Genomic DNA, 23,640 nt, shown 5'->3' with positions numbered 1-23,640 from the left:
TTCTGATATTGACAATGAAACCAGATCGTACGCTGTATCCGCATACAGTCGCCGTTTTTATTTTTGCTCTCTTCCTGCCTTACATCGGGCCGCATTTCCTCGCATTCAGCCCGAATAGCGTGGATAACATTGAGCTGTTTCAGTCTTGTTTCCTGCTGTTCGGCGCTATCTTTACCTGGTTTTATATCAAACCGCTTCGCTGTGATAAGGAGAGGCGCATTTTCTGGTTATGGAGCATCAGTTGGTGGATCCTGCTGTTCGGCCGCGGGGTCGACTGGGGGCGGATTTATCTGCCCGACGTGCCGCGGATCTATTTCCGCGCGATATCTGTCGTGCTGATAGCGATTACCGTGCTGATGTTGCTGCACCCCGCCATCCGGCGTGAAATTGTCCGGCGTTTTCGCACGGAAACGATACCGGTCTGGGATGCGGGCTTGGTGGTGGTTTATTTTCTGATTGCCGACACTATCGAACATCATCGCCTGTTGTCTTTTCTGTTTTTGTATGACGTGCAATACAAGGATTTGATGGAAGAACTCTATGAGTTGCCTTTCATGTTTTCGCTGTTTTTCGTCGCCTTCTACCTCCAGAAAAGGGAAAAGCGGGTTTCCTCCGTCTGCTATTCCTGATCGTAATCTCAGCCTGTCTGTGTCCGCATGTCCGAGGTCGCCGAACGATATTAATATCGCTAATGTACAATTAGAAACTTCCATTTCCATTAATGACCAAGCGTCCATAAACTGCCGCTCATCTTAATAAGCCTGTTTTCTGAGAGGTGGGTATGTGGGCGGTGTATTTACAGGGTTTTATCCTGGGCGCGGCGATGATCTTACCGCTGGGGCCGCAAAATGCCTTTGTGATGAATCAGGGCATTCGGCGTCAATATCACCTGACGATCGCGCTGTTGTGCGCGCTGAGCGACATGGTGTTGATTTGCGCCGGGATCTTCGGCGGCAGCACGTTGCTTAGCCAGTCCTCATTGCTGCTGGGGCTGGTGACCTGGAGCGGCGTGGCTTTCCTGCTGTGGTATGGCTGGGGGGCGTTTAAGACGGTATTCAGTAAAGATTTGACCATGGTCAGGACCGAGGTGCTGAAGCAGAGTCGCTGGCGCATTATTGTCACGATGCTGGCGGTTACCTGGCTTAATCCGCACGTCTATCTGGATACCTTCGTCGTGCTGGGCAGTCTGGGGAGTCAATTCGCCGATCGGGGACGCGGTTGGTTTGCGTTGGGGTCGATCACCGCATCGTTTTTATGGTTCTTCGCCCTGGCGTCGCTGGCCGCCTGGCTATCGCCGTGGTTGAATACGCCGCGCGCGCAACGGGTGATTAACCTGTTTGTCGGTACGGTGATGTGGGGGATTGCGCTACAGCTGGCTCGTCATGGCTGGCAATAAATGACATTGCTTTACACAGGTTTCGGAAATTCACCTATATTTTGTTGTGTTGGCAATACGTTATGTTACCCGGCATGGCCGATACGGGCAACGAAGCGGCAGTAGGGCGGTCTGCGACCGTCTCAGCGACAAAACATACATAAAGGAGTCATTGTGAAGCTAAGAGTCCTCACATTAGCGGCGCTGGTGGGGTTAAGTACCTTACCGATGCTCGGACAGGCGGCGGAATTACCGGATGGTCCGCATATCGTGACCTCGGGTACCGCCAGCGTTGACGCCTCGCCTGATATGGCGCGTTTGGCGATTGAAGTCAGCGTCTCTTCCAAAGATGCGGCCGACGCGAAAAAACAGGTTGATGCCCGCGTCGCCCAATATTTTGATTTTCTGAGTAAAAATGGGATTGAGAAAAAAGATATCAATGCGGCTAACTTACGCACTCAGCCTGAATATGATTACCTGAAAACCGGCGGATCGGTGCTGAAAGGGTATCGAGCCGTGCGTCAGGTTGAAGTGACGCTCCGCCAGTTGGATAAGCTCAATGAGTTGCTTGACGGGGCGCTGAAGTCAGGATTGAATGAGATTCGCACCGTTGACCTGGGCGTCGCCAACCCCGAGGTCTACCGTGACAAGGTTCGGCAAAAAGCGATTGAGCAGGCAACCAGTCAGGCTCAATCTCTGGCGAAGGGTTTCAACTCCACCCTGGGGCCTATTTACAGCATTCGTTATCACGTCACCAACTACCAGCCGGTACCCATGGCCCGGATGTTTAAAACGGCTGACGTAGCGGTGCAAAGTGAAGCCGCTCAGACTTATGAGCAGCAAACCATTCACTTTGACGACCAGGTCGATGTGGTGTTCGAACTGCGACACAATCCCTGATTAGGACTGCCGAAGTACCTGATGCCCGTACGCCAACAGGGCATCAGTCACCTTTCTCATCATGCGGCTTTCCGGCGCGAAACGGTGCCAATACAGCATCCGGCGCTGAAACAGTCCCGGCGTCAGATCAATCAACTCATTGCTGGCTAACTCTCTCTCGATTTGCAGATGCGGGATCATGCAACAGGTGGTTCCCTGTCGGGCCAACTGCACGAAGGCTTCCGACGAGTTCACGATGTGACACGGCACGCTGCCGGGCGATAAATCGAAGTTCTGCTGCAAGAAAGCCTGATGCATATCATCGAGATGATCGAACGCCACGGCGGGGGCGCGAAGAAGGGCGGAACGCGTCACGCCGTTGGGGAAATAGCGGGCCGCAAAGGCCGGTGAAGCAACGAACAGGTAGTCCAGCGCCCCCAGTTTATCAACCAGACAACTCGGCAACGGCTGAGGCTGGATACTCACGGCTCCCACGACTTCGCCGCGGCGCAATCTTTCCTGCGTCCGGGTTTCGTCTTCCACCTGTAGATTCAGGCGGATGGGCGAATCCGCCAGCACCGGTTGCAGGGCCGGCAGCAGCCAGGTCGCCAGGCTGTCGGCGTTAACCGCCAATGAAAGCAGCAGTGGAATATCGCTGCTGCTTTCATTGCCTAACCACTCCTCTTCCATCAGTTCAACCTGATGTAATAACGCCAGCAGTTTTTGGCCTTGCTCGGTGGGGCGGGGCGGGATTGTTCTGACTAATAATGGCTGACCGAACAGGTTTTCCAACTGTTTGATGCGCTGGGATACGGCTGATTGAGTAATGCATAATTTCTGCGCTGCGCGTTCAAAGCCCCGCTCACGGATTACGGCATCCAGAGCCTGAAGCGTTCGATAGTCCGGGCGTTTCATGAAAGTAAAAATCCTCTGAATGAAGTCAGTTTTTTTCACTATGCCACATTTTTTTGCTTTACCATGCAGAAATCTTATTTCCCGATTTTTTGTGCATGGCGGCGAGCGGCGGCAGGCCGCCAGCGGCTCGGCTTCCGGCGGATTGTCCGGTCGTCGGCGGAGCGCGCAAGGCGGCGCTCGACTGCGGTCCGGCTGCATCTTGGCGCCTATTGGGTATATAATGCCCTCCACATTTTTCGTATTTTCGTCTCTACGGGCCTGAAACAGACTATGACACAAGATGAACTGAAAAAAGCCGTTGGCTGGGCGGCGCTTGATTATGTTCGCCCTGACACTATTGTTGGCGTCGGAACGGGCTCGACAGCCGCTCATTTTATCGATGCGCTGGGGTCGATAAAACATCAGATTCAGGGCGCGGTATCCAGTTCCGACGCCTCGACGGCGAAACTGAAAAGCCTGGGTATCCCGGTTTTTGACTGCAACGAAGTCGATTCACTGGATGTTTACGTTGACGGCGCCGATGAAATCAACGGTCATATGCAAATGATAAAGGGCGGCGGCGCCGCGCTGACCCGTGAGAAAATCATTGCCGCCATCGCCCGCCGGTTTATCTGCATTGTTGATGCGTCAAAACAGGTCGATATTTTGGGTCGGTTTCCTCTGCCGGTTGAGGTTATCCCGATGGCCAGGTCTTACGTTGCCCGCGAGCTGGCGAAAATGGGCGGACAGCCGGAATATCGGCAGGGCGTGATAACCGATAACGGCAACATTATTCTTGATGTCCACAACCTGAATATCATGGATGCGATAGCCATGGAGAATCATATCAATGGTATTGCCGGCGTGGTGACCGTGGGTCTGTTCGCCAACCGTGGGGCGGATGTCGCGCTGGTGGGTACGGCTGAAGGCGTGAAGACGATTAAGTAACCTTTGTCATCGCCTGTGGCGCGGGCGGACGGCTGCGACTGAAAAATTTTTATATAAAAAAGACTGTTACGGCTAACGGCTCATTTTTGGTACTTAATATCACTTTTTCTTATTTTATTTGTCGTCAATATGGCGATGACGCTATTTAGCAACATTTTTTGCCAGGAATTTTAAGTGCAGATTCAATATGCGATGTCGATGAGGCAATCGTTTGTATTGCTGACTGCGTAATTTTTGTTATGTTGGACAGCGGCTGTTTAGCAAACTGCCGCATCTGAAGTCTGAAAATAAGGTCGGGAAATGGCAAAGGTATCATTAGAAAAAGATAAAATTAAGTTTCTGTTGGTCGAGGGTGTGCATCAGAGCGCGTTGGATAATCTGCGTGCCGCTGGCTACACCAATATTGAATACCATAAAGGCGCATTGGATCCGGAAGCGTTAAAAGCCTCCATCCGGGATGCGCATTTCGTTGGTATCCGTTCTCGTACGCACCTGACGGAAGAAGTTTTTGCCGCCGCTGAAAAATTGATTGCGGTCGGCTGTTTTTGTATCGGTACGAATCAGGTTGAATTACCGTCCGCGACAAAACGCGGTATCCCGGTATTCAATGCGCCGTTTTCCAATACGCGTTCCGTAGCCGAAATGGTGCTCGGTGAAATGCTGCTTATGCTGCGCGGTATTCCGGCTGCGAATGCCAAAGCGCACCGCGGCGTCTGGAACAAACTGGCGGTGGGTTCTTTTGAAGCCCGCGGCAAGAAGCTGGGTATCATCGGCTATGGTCATATCGGTACCCAGTTGGGTATTCTGGCTGAAAGCGTAGGGATGCATGTTTACTTCTACGATATCGAAAGTAAGTTGCCGCTGGGGAATGCTCAGCAGGTTCGCCATCTTTCAGATTTGTTGAACATGAGCGACGTGGTCAGTCTGCATGTGCCGGAAACCGACAGTACCCAGAATATGATGGGCGCTGAAGAAATGGCGCTGATGAAGCCGGGCTCTATTCTGATTAACGCCTCTCGCGGTACGGTGGTTGATATTCCCGCGCTGTGCGATGCATTGTCCAGCAAGCATATCGTCGGCGCGGCGATCGACGTTTTCCCCAAAGAGCCCGCGTCCAATGGCGAGCCTTTCCAGTCGCCGCTATGCGAATTCGACAATGTGCTTCTGACGCCGCATATCGGTGGTTCAACGCAAGAAGCGCAGGAAAACATCGGTGATGAAGTCGCCGGAAAACTGGCTAAATACTCGGATAACGGTTCAACGCTGTCTGCGGTCAACTTCCCTGAAGTTTCTCTGCCGACTCATAGCGAACGTGCCAGCCGCCTGCTGCACATTCATGAAAACCGCCCGGGCATTATCACCAAGATTAACCAGATCTTTGCTGAGCAGGGCATTAACATCGCCGCCCAGTATCTGCAAACGACGCCGGAAATCGGCTATGTGGTGATCGACGTTGAAACCGACGGCGCGCATACGGCGCTGCAACTGATGAAGGCGATCCCCGGCACAATCCGTGCCCGTCTGTTGTACTAAGTTGTCATCCAGCCCCGTCAGGGGCTGGCGTTTTCTTTCCGGTCAGAAGGCAATAACCACCTTGCCGCGCATATGGCCTCCCAGCACTTTATCATGCGCCTGTCGCAGCGTTTCGACGCTGAGTCCGTGCAAGGTTTCGCTTAACGTTCCCGGTAATTTTCCCGCGTCGACCAACTGCGCGACCTCATGCAGAATTTTTCCCTGCCGGCCGATGTCAGGAGTAGAGAACATGCTGCGGGTAAACATAAACTCCCAGTGCAGAGCCGCGCTTTTGAGCTTCAGGTCATTTTGATCGAGCGGATGTTGATTTTCCACGATAGTGCAAATATGCCCCAGCGGCGCGATCAGCTTGCCGATTGACGGCCAGTGTCCATCGGTATCATTCAGACAGAAAATATAATCCACCTGTTCGATGCCCTCTTTTCCAAGTTCCTCGACCAGATGCCGATAGTCGACGACCAGATGAGCGCCGCGTTGTCGGCACCATGCCGCCGAATCAGGCTGCGATGCGGTGGCGATAATTTTTACCGGACTGCGCAAGGCGGCAAGTGAAATCGCCAGCGAGCCTACGCCGCCGGCCCCGCCGATAATCAGCAACGTTTTCTCGCTATCGGCCTGCTGGATTTTCAAATGTTCAAATAATCCTTCCCAGGCGGTCAGCGCGGTAAGCGGCAACGCCGCCGCCGCCGGCCAGTCTAGCGATGCGGGTTTGCGCGCCGCGATGCGGGCATCGATCAACTGATGCGAACTGTTGCTGCCGGGGCGGGTGATATCGCCGGCGTACCACACTTCGTCGCCCACGTTGAAATCGCTGACGGCGCCGCCTGTTTTCAATACCACGCCGCTGGCGTCCCAACCCAGGATGCGCGGCGCGGTTAACCCGTTCTTGCGCAAACCAGCATGCACTTTGGTATCCACGGGATTAACGGAAACCGCCTTCACCGCCACCAGCAGATCGTGTTCGCCTGGTTCAGGGATGTCCTGGGTAATGGTGATAAAATTTTCCGGATGCTGGGGGTCGACAGCGATTGCATGAACACTCATGTGCGTTCCTCTCTATGTTTGCTGTAGATATTTTTCTTCATACACAGTGTAGATTGGCATCATCGGATTGATAAGATGGACAATCATGAATGTAGTGTTCGTCTATGGGTAACAATCATGTTTAAGCAGTTGCAGGATATGGCATTGTTTGCGCTGGTGGCTGAATGCGGCAGCTTTACGCTGGCCGCGAAGAAGGCCGGGTTGGCGAAGTCCAGCCTTAGCCTGCGAATCAGCCAGCTTGAACACCAATTAGGTATACGTTTGCTTAATCGAACGACGCGTCGGCTTAACCTGACGTTCGCCGGCGAACGTTATCTGATCCACTGTCGGGAAATACGGCTGGCCAGCGAACGGGCTGAACAGGCGATCCAACGTTTGCGCGATAATCCCAGCGGTCGTTTGCGCATCACCTGTCCGGCGGGATTTGGCTCGACATGGCTGGCGCGATTAACTACGGAGTTTCAGCAACGTTTTCCGGCGGTATCGCTGGAAATATCGATATCCGATGCCGTTATCGATCTGGTTCAGGATAGTTTTGACGTCGCATTGCGTACCGGGAAACCACAGGACTCGTCGTTGATTGGTCGAGCTTTAGGCTATACGCCCCGCTATTTACTGGCGTCGCCGGCCTATCTCGCGCAGTATCCGGCTTTGACGCATCCCCGGCAATTGCAGTCTCATCGTTGTATTACTCATCGGGCGTGGAGCGAATGGGCGCTGCATCGCGGTTCCGAATATTACCGCTGGCTGTTGCCTGAGGCGCATACCACGGACAATCTGTTATACGCCCGCGAGTGTGCTATTGCCGGCGCAGGCATTACCCTGTTGCCGGACTTTCTCTGTCAGGAAACCGACGTCTCAGCATCGCTGGTGCGGGTTTTGCCGGAGTGGCAGGCCGAAGCCAATGAACTTTATCTGGTTTATCCCAGCCGCAAGCTGAACTCGCCTGCGCTGGTCTGTTTTATTGATTTTGTCTTGCAGCACGGCGATCTGAAGCGCTATGCGCGGACGATGGACCTATAAGCGGCGAAAAAAAAGCCCGCTTTGCGGCGGGCCTGAGTTTGACGGCAACGCGTTATCGCTACCATCGTCATGCTGAATTACTTGGATATTTTCTTGTACTTGATGCGGTGCGGTTCAAGAGCGTCAGCGCCGAGAGTCCGTTTTTTGTACTCTTCGTATTCGGTGAAGTTACCTTCAAAGAATGCCACTTTGCCTTCATCCTGGTAATCCAGAATGTGGGTGGCGATGCGGTCGAGGAACCAGCGGTCATGGGAAATAACCATGGCGCAGCCGGGGAATTCCAGCAGGGCGTTTTCCAGCGCCCGCAGCGTTTCGATATCCAGATCGTTGGTCGGTTCGTCAAGCAGCAGGACGTTGCCGCCGACTTGCAGCAGTTTGGCCAGATGCAGACGGCCGCGCTCGCCGCCGGATAATTCGCCCACGCGTTTGCCCTGATCAACCCCTTTGAAGTTGAAACGGCCCACATAGGCGCGGCTCGGCATTTCGGTGTTGCCGATACGCATAATATCCTGTCCGCCGGAGACTTCTTCCCATACCGTTTTGCTGTTGTCCATGGCGTCGCGGAACTGATCGACCGAGGCCAGCTTCACGGTATCTCCCAGTGTGATGGTGCCGGCATCAGGCTGTTCCTGACCGGACATCATCCGGAACAGGGTTGATTTACCCGCGCCGTTCGGACCGATGATCCCGACGATCGCGCCTTTCGGCACCGAGAAGGACAATCCGTCGATCAGCTGACGTTCGCCATAGGATTTGCTCAGGCCGGCGACTTCAATCACTTTATCGCCGAGACGCGGGCCGGGTGGAATAAACAGTTCGTTGGTTTCGTTACGTTTCTGGTATTCCGTGCTATTCAGCTCTTCAAAGCGCGCCAGACGCGCCTTGCCTTTAGACTGGCGACCTTTGGCGCCCTGGCGAACCCACTCCAGCTCTTTCTCGATGGATTTACGGCGCGCGGCTTCGGCGGAGGCTTCCTGCGCCAGACGCTGATCTTTCTGCTCCAGCCAGGAAGAGTAATTGCCCTCCCAGGGAATGCCCTCGCCGCGGTCCAGTTCCAGAATCCAACCGGCGACGTTATCAAGGAAGTAACGGTCGTGGGTGATCGCGACCACGGTACCCTCGAAGTCGTGCAGGAATCGCTCCAGCCAGGCCACGGATTCCGCATCCAGGTGGTTGGTGGGTTCGTCGAGCAGCAGCATATCCGGTTTTTCCAGCAGCAGGCGGCACAGCGCCACGCGGCGACGTTCGCCGCCGGAAAGATTGGCGACTTTGGCGTCCCAGTCCGGCAGGCGCAGCGCATCCGCCGCCCGCTCCAACTGGTTGTTCAGATTATGGCCGTCGTGGGCCTGGATAACCTCTTCCAGTTTGCCTTGCTCGGCGGCCAGCTTATCGAAATCGGCATCCGGCTCGGCGTACAGCGCATACACTTCATCGAGCCGCTTCAGCGCGGTGACAACGTCGGCTACCGCTTCTTCAACCGATTCGCGAACGCTGTGTTCCGGATTCAATTGCGGCTCCTGCGGCAGGTAGCCGATCTTGATGCCCGGCTGCGGGCGCGCTTCGCCTTCAATGTCTTTATCAATGCCGGCCATAATGCGCAGCAGAGTAGATTTACCGGCTCCGTTCAGGCCCAGCACGCCAATTTTGGCGCCGGGGAAAAAGCTGAGGGAGATGTTTTTCAGAATATGACGCTTCGGCGGAACGATTTTGCCGACGCGATGCATGGTGTAAACATATTGAGCCACGTTGCGACTTCGCCTCTTTCTGTCTGTGTTGTTATCGATATATTGTTGCGCCACGCGTGGTAGTCGCGCTGGGCTTTTTGCCGCAGAGGATAACGCGTCCCTTTGCGGATCGATCGTGCTGATCCCGGAGTGTAACTGGTTTCCGCGTTCGATCCCAGCTATCCGGCGATTTGCTGCTGACGGCGCGTGAGGAAGATATTCTGAATTCTCTCACTTGGCGTGTCGCAGTCTTGTGTGATGTGCCACACTACATGAGTATAAACAGGCTCATGAGGAGTCTGGAGAGTGTGTTGCACGAATGGTTTTGTGATATCGATGGTTAAACGCATTGTTAAACGGGTCGATATTCGCATCGATAACGGATGAGGTTAACGCAAGTTATGGTCAAAGCGGGTCATTGGTGGTGTGTCATTGCGGCAGTATGTCTGGCAGGCGCTTCCAGCCATGTCAGGGCGGATTCTCTCGACGAACAGCGTCAGCGCTATCAGCAGGTCAAACAAGCGTGGGATAGTAATCAGTTGGACACCGTGGCGCAAATCATGCCGACGCTGCGTAACTACCCGCTTTACCCTTACCTTGAGTACCGCTCGTTGACCCAGGATCTGAGTCAGGTCAGCGTTTCACAGGTGAAACAGTTTATCGCTGCGCATCCCACGTTGCCGCCGGCGCAAAATCTGAATACCAGTTTTGTCAATGAACTGGCGCGCCGTCAGGATTGGTCGGGACTTCTGAGCTTTAGCCCGCAGCCGCCGAAGCCGGTTACGGCGCGCTGTAATTTTTATTACGCGCAGTGGGCTACCGGGCAGCGTCAGGGCGTCTGGGAAGCCACTCGGGATATTTGGCTGACCGGGCGTTCGCTGCCGGCGGCTTGCGACAAACTCTTTACCGCCTGGAAACAGGCGGGCGAACAGACGCCGTTGACGACGCTGGAGCGGATCCGTCTGGCGATCAACGAGGGCAATAGCGGATTGGTGACCTATCTGGCCAAACAGCTGCCGGACGATTACAAAACCATCAGCGATGCGTTGGTCAGGTTGCAGAGCGATCCTGCTACGCTCGAAGGCTTTGCCCGAGCGATAGGACCGACCGATTTTACCCGCAAGGTGACGCTGTCTTCATTTAGCCGGGTGGCGCGCCAGGATGTCGATAACGCCCGTTCCATGCTGCCGGTGATTGCGCGTCTGCAAAAAATGAGCGCGGCGGAACGCCAGGCGATGGAGGAAATCATCGCCTGGCGTCTGATGGGCAATGACGCCACGCCGGAACAGGCGGCCTGGCGCGATAACGTGACGCAACGCAGCAGTTCGACCTCATTGCTGGAGAGGCGGGTGCGAATGGCGCTGGGCAATGGGAATCGACAAGAACTGTCGGACTGGATGACGCGGTTGCCGGCAGACGTTCAGCAGAAAGATGAATGGCGCTACTGGCGCGCCGTTTTACTGCTGGAGCAGGGAAAACGGCAGGACGGCGAGGCATTGCTACGTGGATTGATGGCCGCGCGCGGTTTTTATCCCATGGTGGCGGCGCAAAAGCTGAATCAAGCCTATCCGATAACGATAAAGACCGCCGTTCGTCCTGATAGCTCATTATCACAACTGCCTGAAATCGCCCGCGTTCAGGAACTGATGTTCTGGCAGATGGACAATCTGGCGCTCAAAGAATGGGTCGGTCTGGTCGCCGGCAGCAGCGCGCCGCGACAGGAAGCGCTGGCGCGTTATGCGTTTGAGCAGCGCTGGCCGGAGTTAAGCGTTCAGGCGACGATTGTCGCCAAACTGTGGGATCACCTGGAAGAGCGCTTCCCGCTGGCCTGGAATGACGAATTCCTGCGCGCCACGCAGGATAAGGGCATTAGTCAGAGTTATGCGATGGCGATAGCCCGTCAGGAGAGCGCCTGGAATCCGCAGGCGCGTTCTCCGGTCGGCGCTTCGGGGCTGATGCAGCTTATGCCGGCCACGGCGCAGCATACCGCACAGATGAGTAATATCGCGGAATACAGCAACAGCAGCCAACTTTTTGATCCCCAAACCAACATTCTGCTGGGCACCAGTTATCTGGAGTACGTGTATCAGACGTTCGGCCGCAACCGTATTTTGGCCTCCGCGGCTTATAATGCCGGCCCGTCGCGGGTGAATACCTGGCTGAGAAACAGCGCGGGACGCATCGACCCCGTGGCGTTTATTGAGAGCATTCCGTTTTCGGAAACGCGCGGGTATGTGAAAAACGTGCTGGCTTATGACGTTTTCTATCGCCACTTTTTGCATCAGCCCGACAAGGTGCTGACCGATGAGGAATGGCAGCGGCGCTATTAAGCGTCTGAGCGATCATTTTCATAACTTGTGTTATGCTGCTGTACTAGTTGAATAGTATGGCAGCCTGTTATGAATCCGTTATCTCTTACCGATCCCGCGCTCTCCGAGCAGGAAGATAATGACTGGTTACGCTTTGTGGCTTTGCTACAGCAGTCAATGAATGAAGATCTTCACCAGCCGTTATTGCAACTGTTGCTGACCGCGGATGAGCGTACTGCGCTAGGCACGCGGGTACGTATTATTCAGGAGCTGTTGCGCGGCGAAATGAGTCAGCGTGAATTGAAGAATGAACTTGGCGTGGGAATAGCGACCATTACGCGTGGCTCCAATAGTCTGAAGTCCGCTCCTCCCGCGCTGAAAAAATGGCTGGAAGCGCAATTATTGTCCGCAGAGAAAGCCTCCAGGAAAGAGGGTTAATTGATAATCTGTACCGGCGTTTGATAGATGGGATTATGGAACGGGACGAGCGCCAATAACAGCGCCTGATGATAAACGCTGGCGCGTGACAGTTTGCCATTGGTGAAAATACCTATTGCGCCGCCCTGATGTTTAATATTCTGAATTCCGGTCAATCGAGCCATCTCATCGCCTAATTCTCTTCCCTCACGGATGCCTTGTAATATACTTTCCGGCAGAATCAGGCTGGCGGAACGAGATTCACCGCGCTGGTGGGGGTTTTCAATCACCATCCAGGCGAAGGTCATCTGTTCTTCTATTCCTGCTTCAACGCCAACCCAGAAATTGGCTTCCGGGCGTACCTGGCGGGCCATCATAACCCGGTTTCTGGCGCCGGTTCGGGTTTCAAGCGATCCGAGCGGCTGGCGCGGCACGCCGCTGTCGACATCAACGCCTTCTACGCGGCACTGGTCTGCGCCAAAGACATCGGTGAAAGCTAAGGTTATTGCTTCAATTTTGGCCGGGTTGGTGGTTGCTGCTACAACGTGATACATAACGGTTTTATACTCTTTTAGTTAATTTGACGCAGTATAACGGAAAACAACCATGTTACAGGTATATCTTGTTCGCCACGGCGAGACGGAGTGGAATGTGGCGCGACGTATCCAGGGACACTCTGACAGTTCCCTGACGCCGCTGGGCGAACACCAGGCGCGTCAGGTCGCGCAACGTATGAAAGCATTGGGTATCACGCATCTATTTACCAGCGACTTGGGACGCACGCGCCAAACCGCTGACATTATCGCTCAAGCGTGCGGCGACTGTCGGGTAATCATCGAGCCCGGTTTACGCGAGCTGAATATGGGGGTTTTGGAAACGCGTGATATTGATTCGCTGAGCGCGGAAGAAGAGGGTTGGCGCAAACAAATGGTGGATGGCACGCCGGACGGCCGCATCCCGCAAGGCGAGTCGATGGCGGAAATGGCTACGCGCATGCATGGCGTATTGGAGCGTTGTCTGGCGTTGCCTGAAGGGAGCCGTCCGTTGTTGGTCAGTCACGGCATGGCGCTGGGATGCCTGCTCAGCACGATCCTGGGCTTACCTGCCTGGGCCGAACGCCGGCTGCGCTTGCGCAACTGCTCCTTGTCGCGCATTGATTATCAACAGAGTCCGTGGCTGGCTTCCGGATGGGTTGTTGAAACGGCCGGAGATGTATCGCATCTGGATACCCCGGCTCTGGATGAGTTACAGCGATAACGATGAGCCGCTGATTGGAATCAGGTATTCGCAGCGGATGATGTCCGGCGGCCCGCTTTTGGTTTCTTTCGCCTCATCGGTGGGATGGAAACGTTCGATATCGTGTTCCTTGCGGCGGATAAGCTTGAGCGTCGGCAAACAGGTGTCGTACAGGGTGATAATAAAGTCCTGTAGTCCATCGGTCGGGCCTTCATAGATAAACAGCGCGTACTCCCCGCCGGATAGGGTGATGGGGTCCCCGGGATGTGCGCCTTCGGGTACATGCCCGGGCTCCAGTGCGGTGGTGTAGAGAACATCATGTTCGTCATCTTTTTCTTTACTGGGCCGTGAGTGATGCAGGCCGTAAAGCACCGGCGGCACGGTTTTAGCTTCGCCGAGGAATTGACGCCAGTAGTGAACGCGGATTTCGGTGCGGAAATTACCAATCTGCTCCAGACTACAGTTGTAGGATTGCGTTATCCCCACCAGTTGCGTTTCCGGCAGCGTAACGAATTGCGGTTGCGGCAGGGTAAATTCGCCAAGCCGGATCGGCGGGTGAATACCAAAAGTGTCCCATGTATCAGAGCGCCGATAGGATGCGGGCGTTTGCGCAAACTGCTTTTTGAATGCGCGGGTAAAGGTTTGCTGAGAATCAAAGCGATATTGCAGGGCGATATCCAGGATCGGTCTGCTGGTCAGACACAGCGCTACGGCGGCTTTGGTGAGTCGACGGGCGCGGATGTAGGAACCAATCGCATGTCCGGTTACATCTTTGAACATTCTTTGTAAATGCCACTTGGAGTAACCTGCTTTTGCCGCCACATGATCAAGTGATAACGGTTGATCGAGATGGCTTTCCAGCCAGTTAAGCAGGTCACGTATGATACTGGCTTGATCCATAGAAGATCTTCCTCATAAAACACGCTGAGCACTAAAGGTAGAGACTGCTTGCATCATAGCAATTTTTTTACATTGACACTGCTTAAGATTTTGACCGTTTCCGGTTTATCATGCGGACAAGAAAACCTGGGATCGAGTTTGGGTAGCGTATATAGAGGATAGGGTTTCTTGCCGCTACTTCTATATCTCTCCGTTTTTTCCAGTCGCAGGCGTGACGGCATCCCTGAATTATCGGGATTTTCTCTGAAGCCTGCATCTTCCTGGCCGCGGCAGTCGCATGCAACTTGCTGTTTTGTCGCAGTCTTCCCGCATCTTGTATCATAGATGCCGATAATGAGTGATAGACAATCAGAGAAACAGGAAAATGAATAAAAAGTTCGTAATGGGGGCAGGTCTGCTGATGTTGTCCTGGAGTTCCGTGCAGGCTGAGCAGGTGGGTTCCGTCGATACCACGTTTAAGCTGTTGGGGCCGGACCATAAGATTGTGGTGGAAGCGTTTGACGATCCGGATGTCGATAACGTGACCTGTTATCTCAGCCGGGCGAAAACCGGTGGCATAAAAGGCGGATTAGGACTGGCTGAAGACACGGCGGATGCGGCGATTTCCTGCCAGCAGGTCGGGCCGATAACGCTTAGCGATAAAATTAAAAACGGCGGCGACAAAGGGGAGGTCGTTTTCCAGAAACGGACGTCGCTGGTGTTTAAAAAGTTGCAGGTGGTACGGTTTTACGATCAGAAGCGCAATGCGTTGATCTATCTCACCTATTCCGATCGGCTGGTCGAAGGCTCGCCCAAAAATGCGCTCAGCGCCGTACCCGTGATGCCATGGTAAAAAACAGAGGCCGAGAGTAAAGCCAAAAAACCGTTGCTAGCCGAAGCAGAGTACCTGCTTCGGCGTCGTGGCGTTACTCTTCCAGATCGCCACAGAAACGGTAGCCTTCACCGTGGATGGTGGCAATAATTTCAGGGGTATCGGCTGTAGACTCAAAGTGTTTACGGATACGACGAATGGTCACGTCAACCGTACGGTCATGAGGTTTCAGTTCGCGCCCGGTCATTTTTTTCAATAACTCCGCGCGGGATTGGATCTTGCCCGGGTTTTCACAGAAATGCAGCATGGCGCGGAATTCGCTGCGCGGCAGCTTATACTGCTCGCCGGCAGGGCTGATCAGGGAACGGCTGTTGATATCCAGTTCCCAGCCGTTGAATCGATAGCTTTCAACCAGGCGGCGTTCTTCGGTGCCGCCGCCAAGATTCATGGTGCGCGACAGCAGGTTGCGGGCGCGGATAGTCAATTCACGCGGGTTGAACGGCTTGGTGATGTAGTCATCGGCGCCGATCTCCAGTCCCAGAATTTTATCCACCTCGTTGTCACGCCCGGTGAGGAACATCAGGGCAACGCTGGCCTGTTCACGTAACTCGCGAGCCAGCAGTAAACCGTTCTTGCCCGGCAGGTTGATGTCCATGATCACCAGATTAATGTCGTTCTCTGACAAGATATGGTGCATTTCTGCGCCGTCGGTGGCTTCGTGAACGATGTACCCCTCAGCCTCAAAAATACTTTTGAGGGTATTGCGAGTTACCAACTCGTCTTCAACAATAAGAATGTGCGGCGTCTGCATGTTTGCTACCTAAAATTGCCAACTAAAATTATAAATATCGGAAGTACAGAAGTCGTTGTTATCATTGGAGTTATCGAGGCAGATATCGCCATCTCACTCAACATTGGACTAAAGTACGTAAATGCGTTCCTGATGCACGTTTCACCTGCCAAATAATACGGCAAACAGATGATAGTGGCGCCGGTCTAAACTGCACTCAAAGTGGCGCATAGTTTAACCTTATTAACAGCAACATAACAGCTAGCACTGATTTTGCTTACTGATAAATATACGGTTATGTTGACATATATCAAATTTCATTGTAGCACGTTAACTATTTTGTGAAAAACACTTCAGGATTGCCAGTTTGAGTCACAATTTAGCATTTTTTGTGAACGATTCAGCATAGTCAATGCTGCTGGCAAGGGGAAAAGTGTTCAATAGGGAATTTTCTTATTTAACTATTTGAAATTAAATTAATTTAAATGCTCCCGTCAGCGATTGTCGGTGTGTTTGCGCCAAGCTGTTTTTCTTTTCCAGGACAACATGTCGTTCAATATTTTGTTGTTTTATTGTTAACTCCGAGCGGGGCGAACGATGTTTTTTTTTACTACCGGGCGCGGCGTTGCCGAGTTTTTTGAGAGCGGGCGTCTCTCTGTCCGTCACGCCCTGGGCTGCGGTAAGCGGCGTTAAAAATGGCGTCCGGTAAATTTTTTATGGCGAAGCGGTCATCGCGTGACGTTGAACGCCGCCGAGGAGAGATATGCGGTTTCATATTATTTTGGTCGAGCCAGCACGGGCTGAAAACGTCGGCGCCGCCGCGAGGGCAATGAAGACCATGGGATTCAGCGGGTTAAGGATCGTCGGCAGCCGCGTTCATCAGACGCCGCCGGCTCGCTGGGTCGCGCATGGTTCCGGGGACATTCTGGACGAGGCGGCAACATTCCCGACGCTGGCGGAGGCGTTGGCGGATATCGATTTTACCATTGCGACCACGGCGCGCAGCCGGGCCAGGTTTCGATATTATTGCTCTCCCGCCGAGTTGCTCGGCGTGATGCAGGAAAAACAGCGCTGGGTAACGTCCGCCGCCTTGGTTTTCGGGCGTGAAGATTCCGGTCTGACCAACGAAGAGCTGGCATTGGCGGATGTGTTGACCGGCGTGCCGATGAAGGCGGACTATCCGTCGTTGAATCTTGGTCAGGCCGTGATGGTGTATTGCTATCAATTGGCGGAGTTAATGCAGGTAAAATCCGCTGCCGTTGCGTCGCCGGCGTCAGGGCAGTTATCGGCGCTGCGTCAGCGATTGGAGCGGTTGCTAATCAATCTGGCGGTGGAGGAGGATGAAAAACTGCGGGATTGGATCCATCAACGGTTGGGGCGACTCGAGCAGCGGGACACCGCGATGTTGCATATGCTGCTGCATGACGTCGAAAAAGCGATATCAAAATAAAAAATGTATAAACGATTTTATCTCAGATGAATAAATCGGTTTGTGGTTTCTTATGAAAAAAAATTTTATGCATATGCGGAATTGTGGTTTATTCCACTGCTCCGCATGTTGACTGGATACCATGGAAAAACAGAAATCCGTTGACTTCAAAGCCTAATTGCCCTAACTAATAGGGCAGTTAAATCTAAATTGATTAAGATAAGATCTCAGAATGCGTTATATCAGCCTGATCACCACGATTATTACCATCACCGGTACAACCAGTAACGGTGCGGGCTGACGCATACAGAAGAAACGAAAAAAGCCCGCACTTGAGAGTGCGGGCTTTTTTTTTTATAGCGGACGGCTCCCTGTCCGCCACCGTAACAGGCCGTTGCGGAGCGAGGTTTAAAATCGCGCCAGGCGACTTTTTATGGTGGGCGACCGGTTCACCACCGCGGCATTCAAAAACGCTTCCGGCGTTTTTGTCGGCAGAAATTCAGGAGAAAAGATAAAAATGCGAGTGTTGAAATTTGGCGGGACTTCAGTGGCGAATGCGCAACGTTTTATGCACGTTGCCGATATTATTGAAAACAATGCGCGCCAGGGACAGGTCGCCACCGTACTGTCGGCCCCGGCAAAAATTACTAACCACTTGGTCGCCATGATTGAAAAAACCGTGGCCGGACAGGATATACTGCCTCATCTAAACGACGCTGAAGCTATCTTCTCTTCTTTGCTTACAGGCCTTGAACAGTCGCAGCCCGGTTTTGACGGCGCCCGTCTTAAGTCGCTGGTGGATCAAGAGTTCGCGCAGTTAAAACAGGTGCTGCACGGTATCTCCCTGCTGGGTCAATGTCCTGACAGCGTGAATGCGTCCATCATCTGCCGCGGCGAAAAACTGTCGATCGCGATAATGGAAGCGGTGTTTCAGGCTCGCGGCCATGCCGTCACCGTCATTAATCCGGTGGAAAAATTGCTGGCGCAGGGACATTATCTTGAATCTACCGTCGATATCGCCGAGTCCACTCGTCGCATCGCCGAAAGCGCGATACCGGCCGACCATGTGATCCTGATGGCCGGTTTCACGGCGGGCAACGAGAAAGGGGAACTGGTGGTGCTGGGCCGCAACGGTTCGGATTACTCGGCCGCCGTGCTGGCAGCCTGTTTACGCGCGGACTGTTGTGAAATCTGGACGGATGTCGACGGGGTTTATACCTGCGATCCGCGTCAGGTGCCGGATGCGAGGTTGCTTAAATCGATGTCCTATCAGGAGGCGATGGAGCTTTCCTACTTCGGCGCCAAAGTTCTCCATCCCCGCACCATCGCTCCCATCGCCCAGTTTCAGATTCCCTGCCTTATCAAAAACACCGAAAATCCCCAGGCGCCCGGCACGCTCATCGGCATGGACAGCAGCGACAGCCAATATCCGGTTAAGGGCATCACCAACCTGAATAATATGGCGATGTTCAATATTTCCGGTCCTGGCATGAAAGGAATGGTCGGCATGGCGGCCCGCGTGTTTGCGGCCATGTCGCGGGCGGGGATCTCCGTCGTTCTGATTACGCAATCATCTTCCGAATACAGCATCAGCTTCTGCGTTTCGCAAAATGAGCTGGCGCGCGCTAAAAAGACGTTGGAAGACGAATTCTATCTGGAACTGAAAGAGGGCGTTCTGGATCCGCTGGACGTGATGCAGCGCCTGGCGATCATTTCGGTGGTGGGCGACGGTATGCGCACGCTGCGCGGCCTTTCCGCTCGTTTGTTCACGGCGCTGGCCAGCGCCAATATCAATATCGTGGCCATTGCCCAGGGTTCATCCGAGCGCTCAATTTCGGTTGTGGTCAATAATGATATGGCGACAACTGGCGTCCGGGTCGCGCATCAAATGCTGTTTAATACCGATCAGGTCATCGATGTGTTCGTGATCGGCGTCGGCGGCGTCGGCGGCGCGTTGCTGGAACAGATCCACCGTCAGCAGCCGTGGCTGCGGCAGAAACATATCGACCTGCGAGTGTGCGGCATCGCCAATTCCAAGGCTTTATTGACCAACATCAACGGCATCCCGATGGATAGCTGGCGTGAAGAGCTGGGCAAAGCCCGTGAGCCTTTTAATCTGGGTCGCCTGATCCGACTGGTCAAAGAGTATCATTTGCTGAACCCGGTGATCGTGGACTGTACGTCCAGTCAGGCGGTTGCCGACCAATACGCCGATTTTCTGGCCGATGGTTTCCACGTCGTTACGCCGAACAAGAAAGCCAATACCGGCTCGATGAATTATTACCAGCAAATACGCAATGCGGCGGCGAAGTCCCGCCGTCGGTTCCTGTACGACACCAACGTCGGCGCCGGCCTGCCGGTTATCGAGAATCTACAGAATCTATTGAATGCGGGCGATGAACTGATCCGTTTTACTGGTATCCTGTCCGGCTCGTTGTCCTTTATTTTCGGTAAGCTGGACGAAGGCATGTCGCTGTCTGAGGCGACGCGGCAGGCGAAAGAAAAAGGCTATACCGAACCCGATCCGCGTGACGACCTGTCCGGTATGGATGTGGCGCGCAAGTTGCTGATTCTGGCGCGCGAAGCCGGTTACAAGCTGGAGCTGGAAGACATTGACGTCGAATCCGTGCTGCCGGCCGGTTTTGATGCTTCCGGCGATGTGGCCGCTTTCATGAGCCGTTTGCCGTCGGTGGATGACGAATTCGCCAGCCGCATCGCGCAGGCGCGCGATGAAGACAAGGTGCTGCGTTATGTCGGCGTGATCGAGGACGGGAGCTGTAAAGTTCAGATCAGCGCGGTGGGGAGCAATGACCCGCTGTTCAAAGTTAAAGATGGTGAAAATGCGCTGGCTTTCTATAGCCGCTACTATCAGCCATTGCCACTGGTATTACGAGGGTACGGCGCGGGGAATGATGTTACCGCCGCCGGTGTATTCGCCGACTTACTGCGTACCCTGTCATGGAAGTTGGGAGTTTAATTATGGTTAAGGTGTATGCGCCCGCGTCGATTGGCAATGTCAGCGTCGGATTTGATGTCCTGGGAGCCGCGGTTTCGCCGGTAGACGGCTCGTTACTTGGCGACTGCGTTTCCGTCGTCGCGGCGGATCAATTCAGCCTGCGCAGCGAAGGGCGTTTTGTCAGCAAGCTGCCGGATGATCCGAAGCAAAACATTGTGTATCAATGCTGGGAGCGTTTCTGTCAGGAGATCGGTAAAACCGTTCCGGTCGCCATGACGTTAGAGAAGAATATGCCGATAGGCTCGGGGTTAGGGTCCAGCGCCTGTTCCGTGGTCGCGGGGCTGATGGCGATGAATGAATTCTGCGGCAAGCCGCTGGACGATACCCGCCTGCTGACGTTGATGGGTGAACTGGAAGGGCGGATTTCAGGCAGCGTGCATTATGATAATGTGGCGCCTTGTTTCCTCGGCGGCATCCAATTGATGCTGGAAGAAGAGGGGATTATCAGCCAGCCGGTTCCCGCCTTTGATGATTGGCTGTGGGTAATGGCCTACCCTGGAATTAAAGTATCGACGGCTGAAGCGCGGGCCATTTTGCCGGCGCAGTATCGGCGTCAGGATTGCATCAGTCACGGTCGTTATCTGGCCGGTTTTATTCACGCCTGCCATACCGGCCAGGCGTCGCTGGCCGCCAAGCTGATGAACGATGTCATCGCGGAACCTTATCGGACGAAACTGCTGCCCGGTTTTGCCGAGGCGCGCAAAGCGGCGCAGGATATCGGCGCGTTGGCCTGCGGTATTTCCGGCTCCGGCCCGACGTTATTTTCCATATGCGATGATATGGATAGCGCGCAGCGTCTGGCTGACTGGCTGCGGGATAACTATTTGCAGAACGATGAAGGTTTTGTTCATATTTGCCGTCTGGATACGACCGGCGCACGACTACTGGGATAATGCATGAAACTCTATAATCTTAAAGATCATAACGAGCAGGTCAGTTTTGCTCAGGCTATCAAGCAGGGGCTGGGAAGTCAGCAAGGGCTGTTCTTCCCGCTGGAACTGCCCGAGTTCAGCCGGGCGGAAATCGACGAACTGCTGCAACTGGATTTTGTTACCCGCAGCAGCCGTATTTTGTCCGCCTATATCGGCGATGAAATGGCTGAAGAGACGGTATACCAACGCGTTAAGGCGGCATTTGCCTTCCCCGCGCCGGTTGCTTCCGTGACGGAAGATATCGCTTCGCTGGAACTGTTCCATGGCCCGACGCTGGCTTTCAAGGACTTCGGCGGCCGCTTTATGGCGCAGATGCTGACGGAAGTCGCGGGCGACAATAAAATCACCATTCTTACCGCCACCTCCGGCGATACCGGCGCGGCAGTCGCTCACGCGTTTTACGGTCTGGAGAATATCCGTGTGGTGATCCTCTACCCACGCGGGAAAATCAGCCCGTTACAGGAAAAACTGTTCTGTACGCTGGGCGGCAACATTCACACCATCGCGGTCGACAGCGATTTTGATGCTTGCCAGTCACTGGTTAAACAGGCGTTTGATGACGAGGAACTGAAGCAAACCATCGGTTTGAATTCGGCGAACTCGATCAATATCAGCCGGCTGTTGGCGCAAATCTGTTACTACTTTGAGGCCGTATCCCAACTGCCGCAGGCTGCGCGTAGTCAACTGGTGGTTTCTGTTCCGAGCGGCAACTTCGGCGATCTGACCGCGGGCCTGCTGGCCAAATCCCTCGGCCTGCCGATTAAGCGCTTTATCGCCGCCACCAACGCGAATGATACCGTGCCGCGTTTCCTGAGCAATGGCGAGTGGGCGCCGAATAAGACCGTCGCCACCTTGTCCAACGCCATGGATGTGAGCCAGCCGAACAACTGGCCGCGAGTGGAAGAGCTGTTCCGTCGTAAAAACTGGCCGTTGAGCGCCTTGGGCTTTGGCGCGGTAAGCGATGAAACCACGAAAGAGACCATGCATGAACTCGAATCGCTGGGGTATACCTCGGAGCCGCATGCGGCGATCGCCTATCGTTTGCTGCGCGATCAGCTACAACCCGGCGAGTTCGGGCTGTTCCTGGGTACCGCGCATCCGGCGAAATTTAAGGAAAGCGTAGAGGAAATTCTGGGTAAAAAGCTGGAACTGCCTGAAGCGCTGGCGAAACGCGCCGATCTGGATTTGTTGTCGCATCATTTCCCGAATGATTTCGCTAAATTGCGCCAGTTCCTGATGACGCTGCCGCGGTAAACGCGCGTCGCCGGATTTGGCGTTTGTCATCCCCGCCTACACCTCTGCGGCTGTAGGCGGGCATCTCGGCAACGGCCCTCACTGTTCGCGGCGTTTAAATACCAGTTCATCAGCGGAAGATTCACCGTCGGCGAAGCGGTAGCCATCCAAATTAAATTCTTTCAGCTGTTCCGGCTGCGTAAGGCGATTTTGAATAATAAAACGGCTCATTAACCCGCGCGCTTTTTTGGCATAAAAGCTGATGACTTTAAACTTGCCGTTCTTCTCGTCCAGAAACACCGGTTTGATCAGGCGAGCGTGTAATTTTTTGGGGCGGACCGATTTAAAGTATTCGTCGGAGGCCAGATTAATCAGGATATCGTCGCCCTGGTCACTCAGCGCCTGGTTCAACTTGTCGGTGATGACATCTCCCCAAAAACTGTAGAGATCCTTGCCCGCTTTGTTGCCGAGTTTAATCCCCATTTCCAGTCGGTAAGGCTGCATTAAATCCAGCGGTTTCAACACACCGTATAAACCGGACAGTATGCGCAGATGTCGCTGCGCGAAATCAAAGTCGTCTGCGCTGAAATCTTCCGCCGCCAGACCGGTGTAGACATCGCCTTTAAAGGCCAGCAGCGCCTGCCGTGCGTTATCCGGCGTAAAGTCGGGACGCCAGTCATGAAAGCGGCCGGCATTCAAGCTGCCCAGTTTGTCGCTGATCCCCATGAGGGATGATATTTGCGCCGGCGTCAGTTGCTTGCAGATGGCGATCAACTGGCCTGCGTAATCCAGCAGTTCCGGCTGGGAATACCGTTTGGTGGCCAAAGGACTGGTGTAATCAAGGGTTTTCGCGGGTGAAAGGGTTATTAACATGCGCCATGTCCTATCGAACTGATTTCAATGCCTTACTGTAGCAAAAATCAAACAAGAAAGCGGCGATGGTTATAACAGGGGACGGCAATCATCCGTCATAAACCGCGCTGGCAGTGAAACAATCAACTGGCGAAAAGGTATCGAACAGACCTTTTATCGCCCGCCTGCAATGGCGGCGGAGAAACGCGGCGAGAGAGGTTCGGCCGCTCGACAACACGGATGAAAAGGCTGTCTTGCGCCGTATTGAACGCGTGTTATTATCAGATTCAGGCGA

General features: G+C 54.0%; 22 protein-coding genes and 1 other annotated feature. Of the genes, 15 read left to right on the top strand and 7 right to left on the bottom strand.

What is annotated here, in order from left to right:
- Nucleotides 1-14: 14 nt before the first annotated feature.
- From ABRZ26_RS13830 to ABRZ26_RS13820, 3 genes are all read left to right on the top strand, one after another.
- Entirely contained in the window at nt 15-629 is a 615-nt protein-coding gene (locus ABRZ26_RS13830) for a hypothetical protein (RefSeq protein WP_319604719.1), read from the top strand.
- A gap of 152 nt (nt 630-781) precedes the next feature.
- Nucleotides 782-1,396 carry an arginine exporter ArgO gene (gene argO / locus ABRZ26_RS13825; RefSeq protein WP_319604717.1) on the top strand — a complete coding sequence of 205 codons (615 nt, stop codon included), beginning with the start codon at nt 782-784 and terminating at the stop codon, nt 1,394-1,396.
- A gap of 153 nt (nt 1,397-1,549) precedes the next feature.
- On the top strand, nt 1,550-2,275 hold the full coding sequence (locus ABRZ26_RS13820) for an oxidative stress defense protein (RefSeq protein ID WP_319604716.1): 726 nt from the start codon (nt 1,550-1,552) through the stop codon (nt 2,273-2,275).
- Here the strand turns inward: ABRZ26_RS13820 and ABRZ26_RS13815 are convergent, their stop codons facing one another.
- Nucleotides 2,276-3,169, bottom strand: a complete 894-nt coding sequence (locus ABRZ26_RS13815) for a LysR family transcriptional regulator ArgP (protein ID WP_319604715.1) — start codon at nt 3,167-3,169, stop codon at nt 2,276-2,278.
- A 270-nt stretch (nt 3,170-3,439) separates the two neighbouring features.
- Here ABRZ26_RS13815 and rpiA point away from each other — a divergent pair, with 270 nt between their 5' ends.
- Nucleotides 3,440-4,096, top strand: a complete 657-nt coding sequence (gene rpiA, locus ABRZ26_RS13810) for a ribose-5-phosphate isomerase RpiA (protein WP_319604714.1) — start codon at nt 3,440-3,442, stop codon at nt 4,094-4,096.
- 300 nt (nt 4,097-4,396) lie between these two features.
- The gene (gene serA / locus ABRZ26_RS13805) at nt 4,397-5,629 is read left to right on the top strand and encodes a phosphoglycerate dehydrogenase (RefSeq protein ID WP_319604713.1); all 1,233 of its coding nucleotides are present in this window, start codon (nt 4,397-4,399) and stop codon (nt 5,627-5,629) included.
- Between the two features lie 42 nt (nt 5,630-5,671).
- Here serA and ABRZ26_RS13800 read toward each other — a convergent pair whose 3' ends face one another.
- The gene (locus ABRZ26_RS13800) at nt 5,672-6,673 is read right to left on the bottom strand and encodes a zinc-binding alcohol dehydrogenase family protein (RefSeq protein WP_319604712.1); all 1,002 of its coding nucleotides are present in this window, start codon (nt 6,671-6,673) and stop codon (nt 5,672-5,674) included.
- Nucleotides 6,674-6,790: 117 nt separating this feature from the next.
- On the opposite strand from ABRZ26_RS13800, the gene ABRZ26_RS13795 reads away from it, so the two are divergent.
- On the top strand, nt 6,791-7,696 hold the full coding sequence (locus ABRZ26_RS13795; protein WP_319604710.1) for a LysR family transcriptional regulator: 906 nt from the start codon (nt 6,791-6,793) through the stop codon (nt 7,694-7,696).
- A gap of 77 nt (nt 7,697-7,773) precedes the next feature.
- On the opposite strand, the gene ettA is transcribed toward ABRZ26_RS13795, so the two are convergent.
- Entirely contained in the window at nt 7,774-9,441 is a 1,668-nt protein-coding gene (gene ettA, locus ABRZ26_RS13790; RefSeq protein WP_319604709.1) for an energy-dependent translational throttle protein EttA, read from the bottom strand.
- A 380-nt stretch (nt 9,442-9,821) separates the two neighbouring features.
- Between ettA and sltY the strand changes: the two genes are divergently transcribed.
- On the top strand, nt 9,822-11,750 hold the full coding sequence (sltY, locus tag ABRZ26_RS13785; protein WP_319604708.1) for a murein transglycosylase: 1,929 nt from the start codon (nt 9,822-9,824) through the stop codon (nt 11,748-11,750).
- A gap of 69 nt (nt 11,751-11,819) precedes the next feature.
- Nucleotides 11,820-12,167, top strand: coding sequence for a trp operon repressor (trpR, locus tag ABRZ26_RS13780; protein ID WP_319604707.1), 348 nt, complete (start codon nt 11,820-11,822; stop codon nt 12,165-12,167).
- Here the strand turns inward: trpR and yjjX are convergent.
- Nucleotides 12,164-12,700 (bottom strand): inosine/xanthosine triphosphatase, encoded by a 537-nt coding sequence (gene yjjX / locus ABRZ26_RS13775; RefSeq protein WP_319604706.1) that lies wholly within the window; start codon nt 12,698-12,700, stop codon nt 12,164-12,166. The genes trpR and yjjX overlap by 4 nt on opposite strands.
- Nucleotides 12,701-12,752: 52 nt before the next feature.
- Between yjjX and gpmB the strand changes: the two genes are divergently transcribed.
- On the top strand, nt 12,753-13,403 hold the full coding sequence (gpmB, locus tag ABRZ26_RS13770) for a 2,3-diphosphoglycerate-dependent phosphoglycerate mutase GpmB (protein WP_319604705.1): 651 nt from the start codon (nt 12,753-12,755) through the stop codon (nt 13,401-13,403).
- On the opposite strand, the gene robA is transcribed toward gpmB, so the two are convergent.
- A complete protein-coding gene (robA, locus tag ABRZ26_RS13765) occupies nt 13,392-14,282 on the bottom strand; it encodes an MDR efflux pump AcrAB transcriptional activator RobA (protein ID WP_319604704.1) in 891 nt (296 codons plus the stop codon). The genes gpmB and robA overlap by 12 nt on opposite strands.
- A gap of 364 nt (nt 14,283-14,646) precedes the next feature.
- Here robA and creA point away from each other — a divergent pair, with 364 nt between their 5' ends.
- Nucleotides 14,647-15,114: a protein CreA gene (gene creA / locus ABRZ26_RS13760; RefSeq protein WP_319604703.1), complete on the top strand. Its 468-nt coding sequence runs from the start codon at nt 14,647-14,649 to the stop codon at nt 15,112-15,114.
- Nucleotides 15,115-15,187: 73 nt separating this feature from the next.
- On the opposite strand, the gene arcA is transcribed toward creA, so the two are convergent.
- Nucleotides 15,188-15,904: a two-component system response regulator ArcA gene (arcA, locus tag ABRZ26_RS13755; RefSeq protein WP_048637421.1), complete on the bottom strand. Its 717-nt coding sequence runs from the start codon at nt 15,902-15,904 to the stop codon at nt 15,188-15,190.
- A 742-nt stretch (nt 15,905-16,646) separates the two neighbouring features.
- On the opposite strand from arcA, the gene ABRZ26_RS13750 reads away from it, so the two are divergent.
- The 5 genes from ABRZ26_RS13750 to thrC all read left to right on the top strand — a co-directional run bounded on the left by ABRZ26_RS13750 (nt 16,647) and on the right by thrC (nt 22,514).
- On the top strand, nt 16,647-17,333 hold the full coding sequence (locus ABRZ26_RS13750) for a tRNA/rRNA methyltransferase (protein WP_319604702.1): 687 nt from the start codon (nt 16,647-16,649) through the stop codon (nt 17,331-17,333).
- Nucleotides 17,334-17,544: 211 nt separating this feature from the next.
- Entirely contained in the window at nt 17,545-17,613 is a 69-nt protein-coding gene (gene thrL / locus ABRZ26_RS13745) for a thr operon leader peptide (RefSeq protein ID WP_349824361.1), read from the top strand.
- Nucleotides 17,552-17,667: a sequence feature (Thr leader region), on the top strand. It overlaps the preceding gene by 62 nt.
- 162 nt (nt 17,668-17,829) lie before the next feature.
- A complete protein-coding gene (thrA, locus tag ABRZ26_RS13740; protein WP_319604779.1) occupies nt 17,830-20,289 on the top strand; it encodes a bifunctional aspartate kinase/homoserine dehydrogenase I in 2,460 nt (819 codons plus the stop codon).
- A gap of 2 nt (nt 20,290-20,291) precedes the next feature.
- Nucleotides 20,292-21,221: a homoserine kinase gene (thrB, locus tag ABRZ26_RS13735; protein WP_319604701.1), complete on the top strand. Its 930-nt coding sequence runs from the start codon at nt 20,292-20,294 to the stop codon at nt 21,219-21,221.
- A 3-nt stretch (nt 21,222-21,224) separates the two neighbouring features.
- A complete protein-coding gene (gene thrC, locus ABRZ26_RS13730) occupies nt 21,225-22,514 on the top strand; it encodes a threonine synthase (RefSeq protein WP_319604700.1) in 1,290 nt (429 codons plus the stop codon).
- 78 nt (nt 22,515-22,592) lie between these two features.
- On the opposite strand, the gene yaaA is transcribed toward thrC, so the two are convergent.
- A complete protein-coding gene (gene yaaA, locus ABRZ26_RS13725) occupies nt 22,593-23,366 on the bottom strand; it encodes a peroxide stress protein YaaA (RefSeq protein WP_319604699.1) in 774 nt (257 codons plus the stop codon).
- Nucleotides 23,367-23,640: the final 274 nt, after the last annotated feature.

Source organism: Brenneria sp. L4-2C (assembly GCF_040240335.1).
Lineage (GTDB): Bacteria > Pseudomonadota > Gammaproteobacteria > Enterobacterales > Enterobacteriaceae > Brenneria.
This window is presented reverse-complemented; position numbering and strand designations above follow the sequence as displayed.

What these genes read in the sequence shown, in the direction of transcription:
- ABRZ26_RS13800 (WP_319604712.1), bottom strand. Translation starts at nt 6,673, where the DNA reads ATGAGTGTTCATGCAATCGCTGTCGACCCCCAGCATCCGGAAAATTTT.
- serA (WP_319604713.1), top strand. Translation starts at nt 4,397, where the DNA reads ATGGCAAAGGTATCATTAGAAAAAGATAAAATTAAGTTTCTGTTGGTC.
- rpiA (WP_319604714.1), top strand. Translation starts at nt 3,440, where the DNA reads ATGACACAAGATGAACTGAAAAAAGCCGTTGGCTGGGCGGCGCTTGAT.
- yjjX (WP_319604706.1), bottom strand. Translation starts at nt 12,700, where the DNA reads ATGTATCACGTTGTAGCAGCAACCACCAACCCGGCCAAAATTGAAGCA.
- sltY (WP_319604708.1), top strand. Translation starts at nt 9,822, where the DNA reads ATGGTCAAAGCGGGTCATTGGTGGTGTGTCATTGCGGCAGTATGTCTG.
- ABRZ26_RS13830 (WP_319604719.1), top strand. Translation starts at nt 15, where the DNA reads ATGAAACCAGATCGTACGCTGTATCCGCATACAGTCGCCGTTTTTATT.
- yaaA (WP_319604699.1), bottom strand. Translation starts at nt 23,366, where the DNA reads ATGTTAATAACCCTTTCACCCGCGAAAACCCTTGATTACACCAGTCCT.
- ABRZ26_RS13815 (WP_319604715.1), bottom strand. Translation starts at nt 3,169, where the DNA reads ATGAAACGCCCGGACTATCGAACGCTTCAGGCTCTGGATGCCGTAATC.
- gpmB (WP_319604705.1), top strand. Translation starts at nt 12,753, where the DNA reads ATGTTACAGGTATATCTTGTTCGCCACGGCGAGACGGAGTGGAATGTG.
- trpR (WP_319604707.1), top strand. Translation starts at nt 11,820, where the DNA reads ATGAATCCGTTATCTCTTACCGATCCCGCGCTCTCCGAGCAGGAAGAT.
- ABRZ26_RS13750 (WP_319604702.1), top strand. Translation starts at nt 16,647, where the DNA reads ATGCGGTTTCATATTATTTTGGTCGAGCCAGCACGGGCTGAAAACGTC.
- thrB (WP_319604701.1), top strand. Translation starts at nt 20,292, where the DNA reads ATGGTTAAGGTGTATGCGCCCGCGTCGATTGGCAATGTCAGCGTCGGA.
- argO (WP_319604717.1), top strand. Translation starts at nt 782, where the DNA reads ATGTGGGCGGTGTATTTACAGGGTTTTATCCTGGGCGCGGCGATGATC.
- robA (WP_319604704.1), bottom strand. Translation starts at nt 14,282, where the DNA reads ATGGATCAAGCCAGTATCATACGTGACCTGCTTAACTGGCTGGAAAGC.
- thrA (WP_319604779.1), top strand. Translation starts at nt 17,830, where the DNA reads ATGCGAGTGTTGAAATTTGGCGGGACTTCAGTGGCGAATGCGCAACGT.
- arcA (WP_048637421.1), bottom strand. Translation starts at nt 15,904, where the DNA reads ATGCAGACGCCGCACATTCTTATTGTTGAAGACGAGTTGGTAACTCGC.
- creA (WP_319604703.1), top strand. Translation starts at nt 14,647, where the DNA reads ATGAATAAAAAGTTCGTAATGGGGGCAGGTCTGCTGATGTTGTCCTGG.
- ABRZ26_RS13795 (WP_319604710.1), top strand. Translation starts at nt 6,791, where the DNA reads ATGTTTAAGCAGTTGCAGGATATGGCATTGTTTGCGCTGGTGGCTGAA.
- thrC (WP_319604700.1), top strand. Translation starts at nt 21,225, where the DNA reads ATGAAACTCTATAATCTTAAAGATCATAACGAGCAGGTCAGTTTTGCT.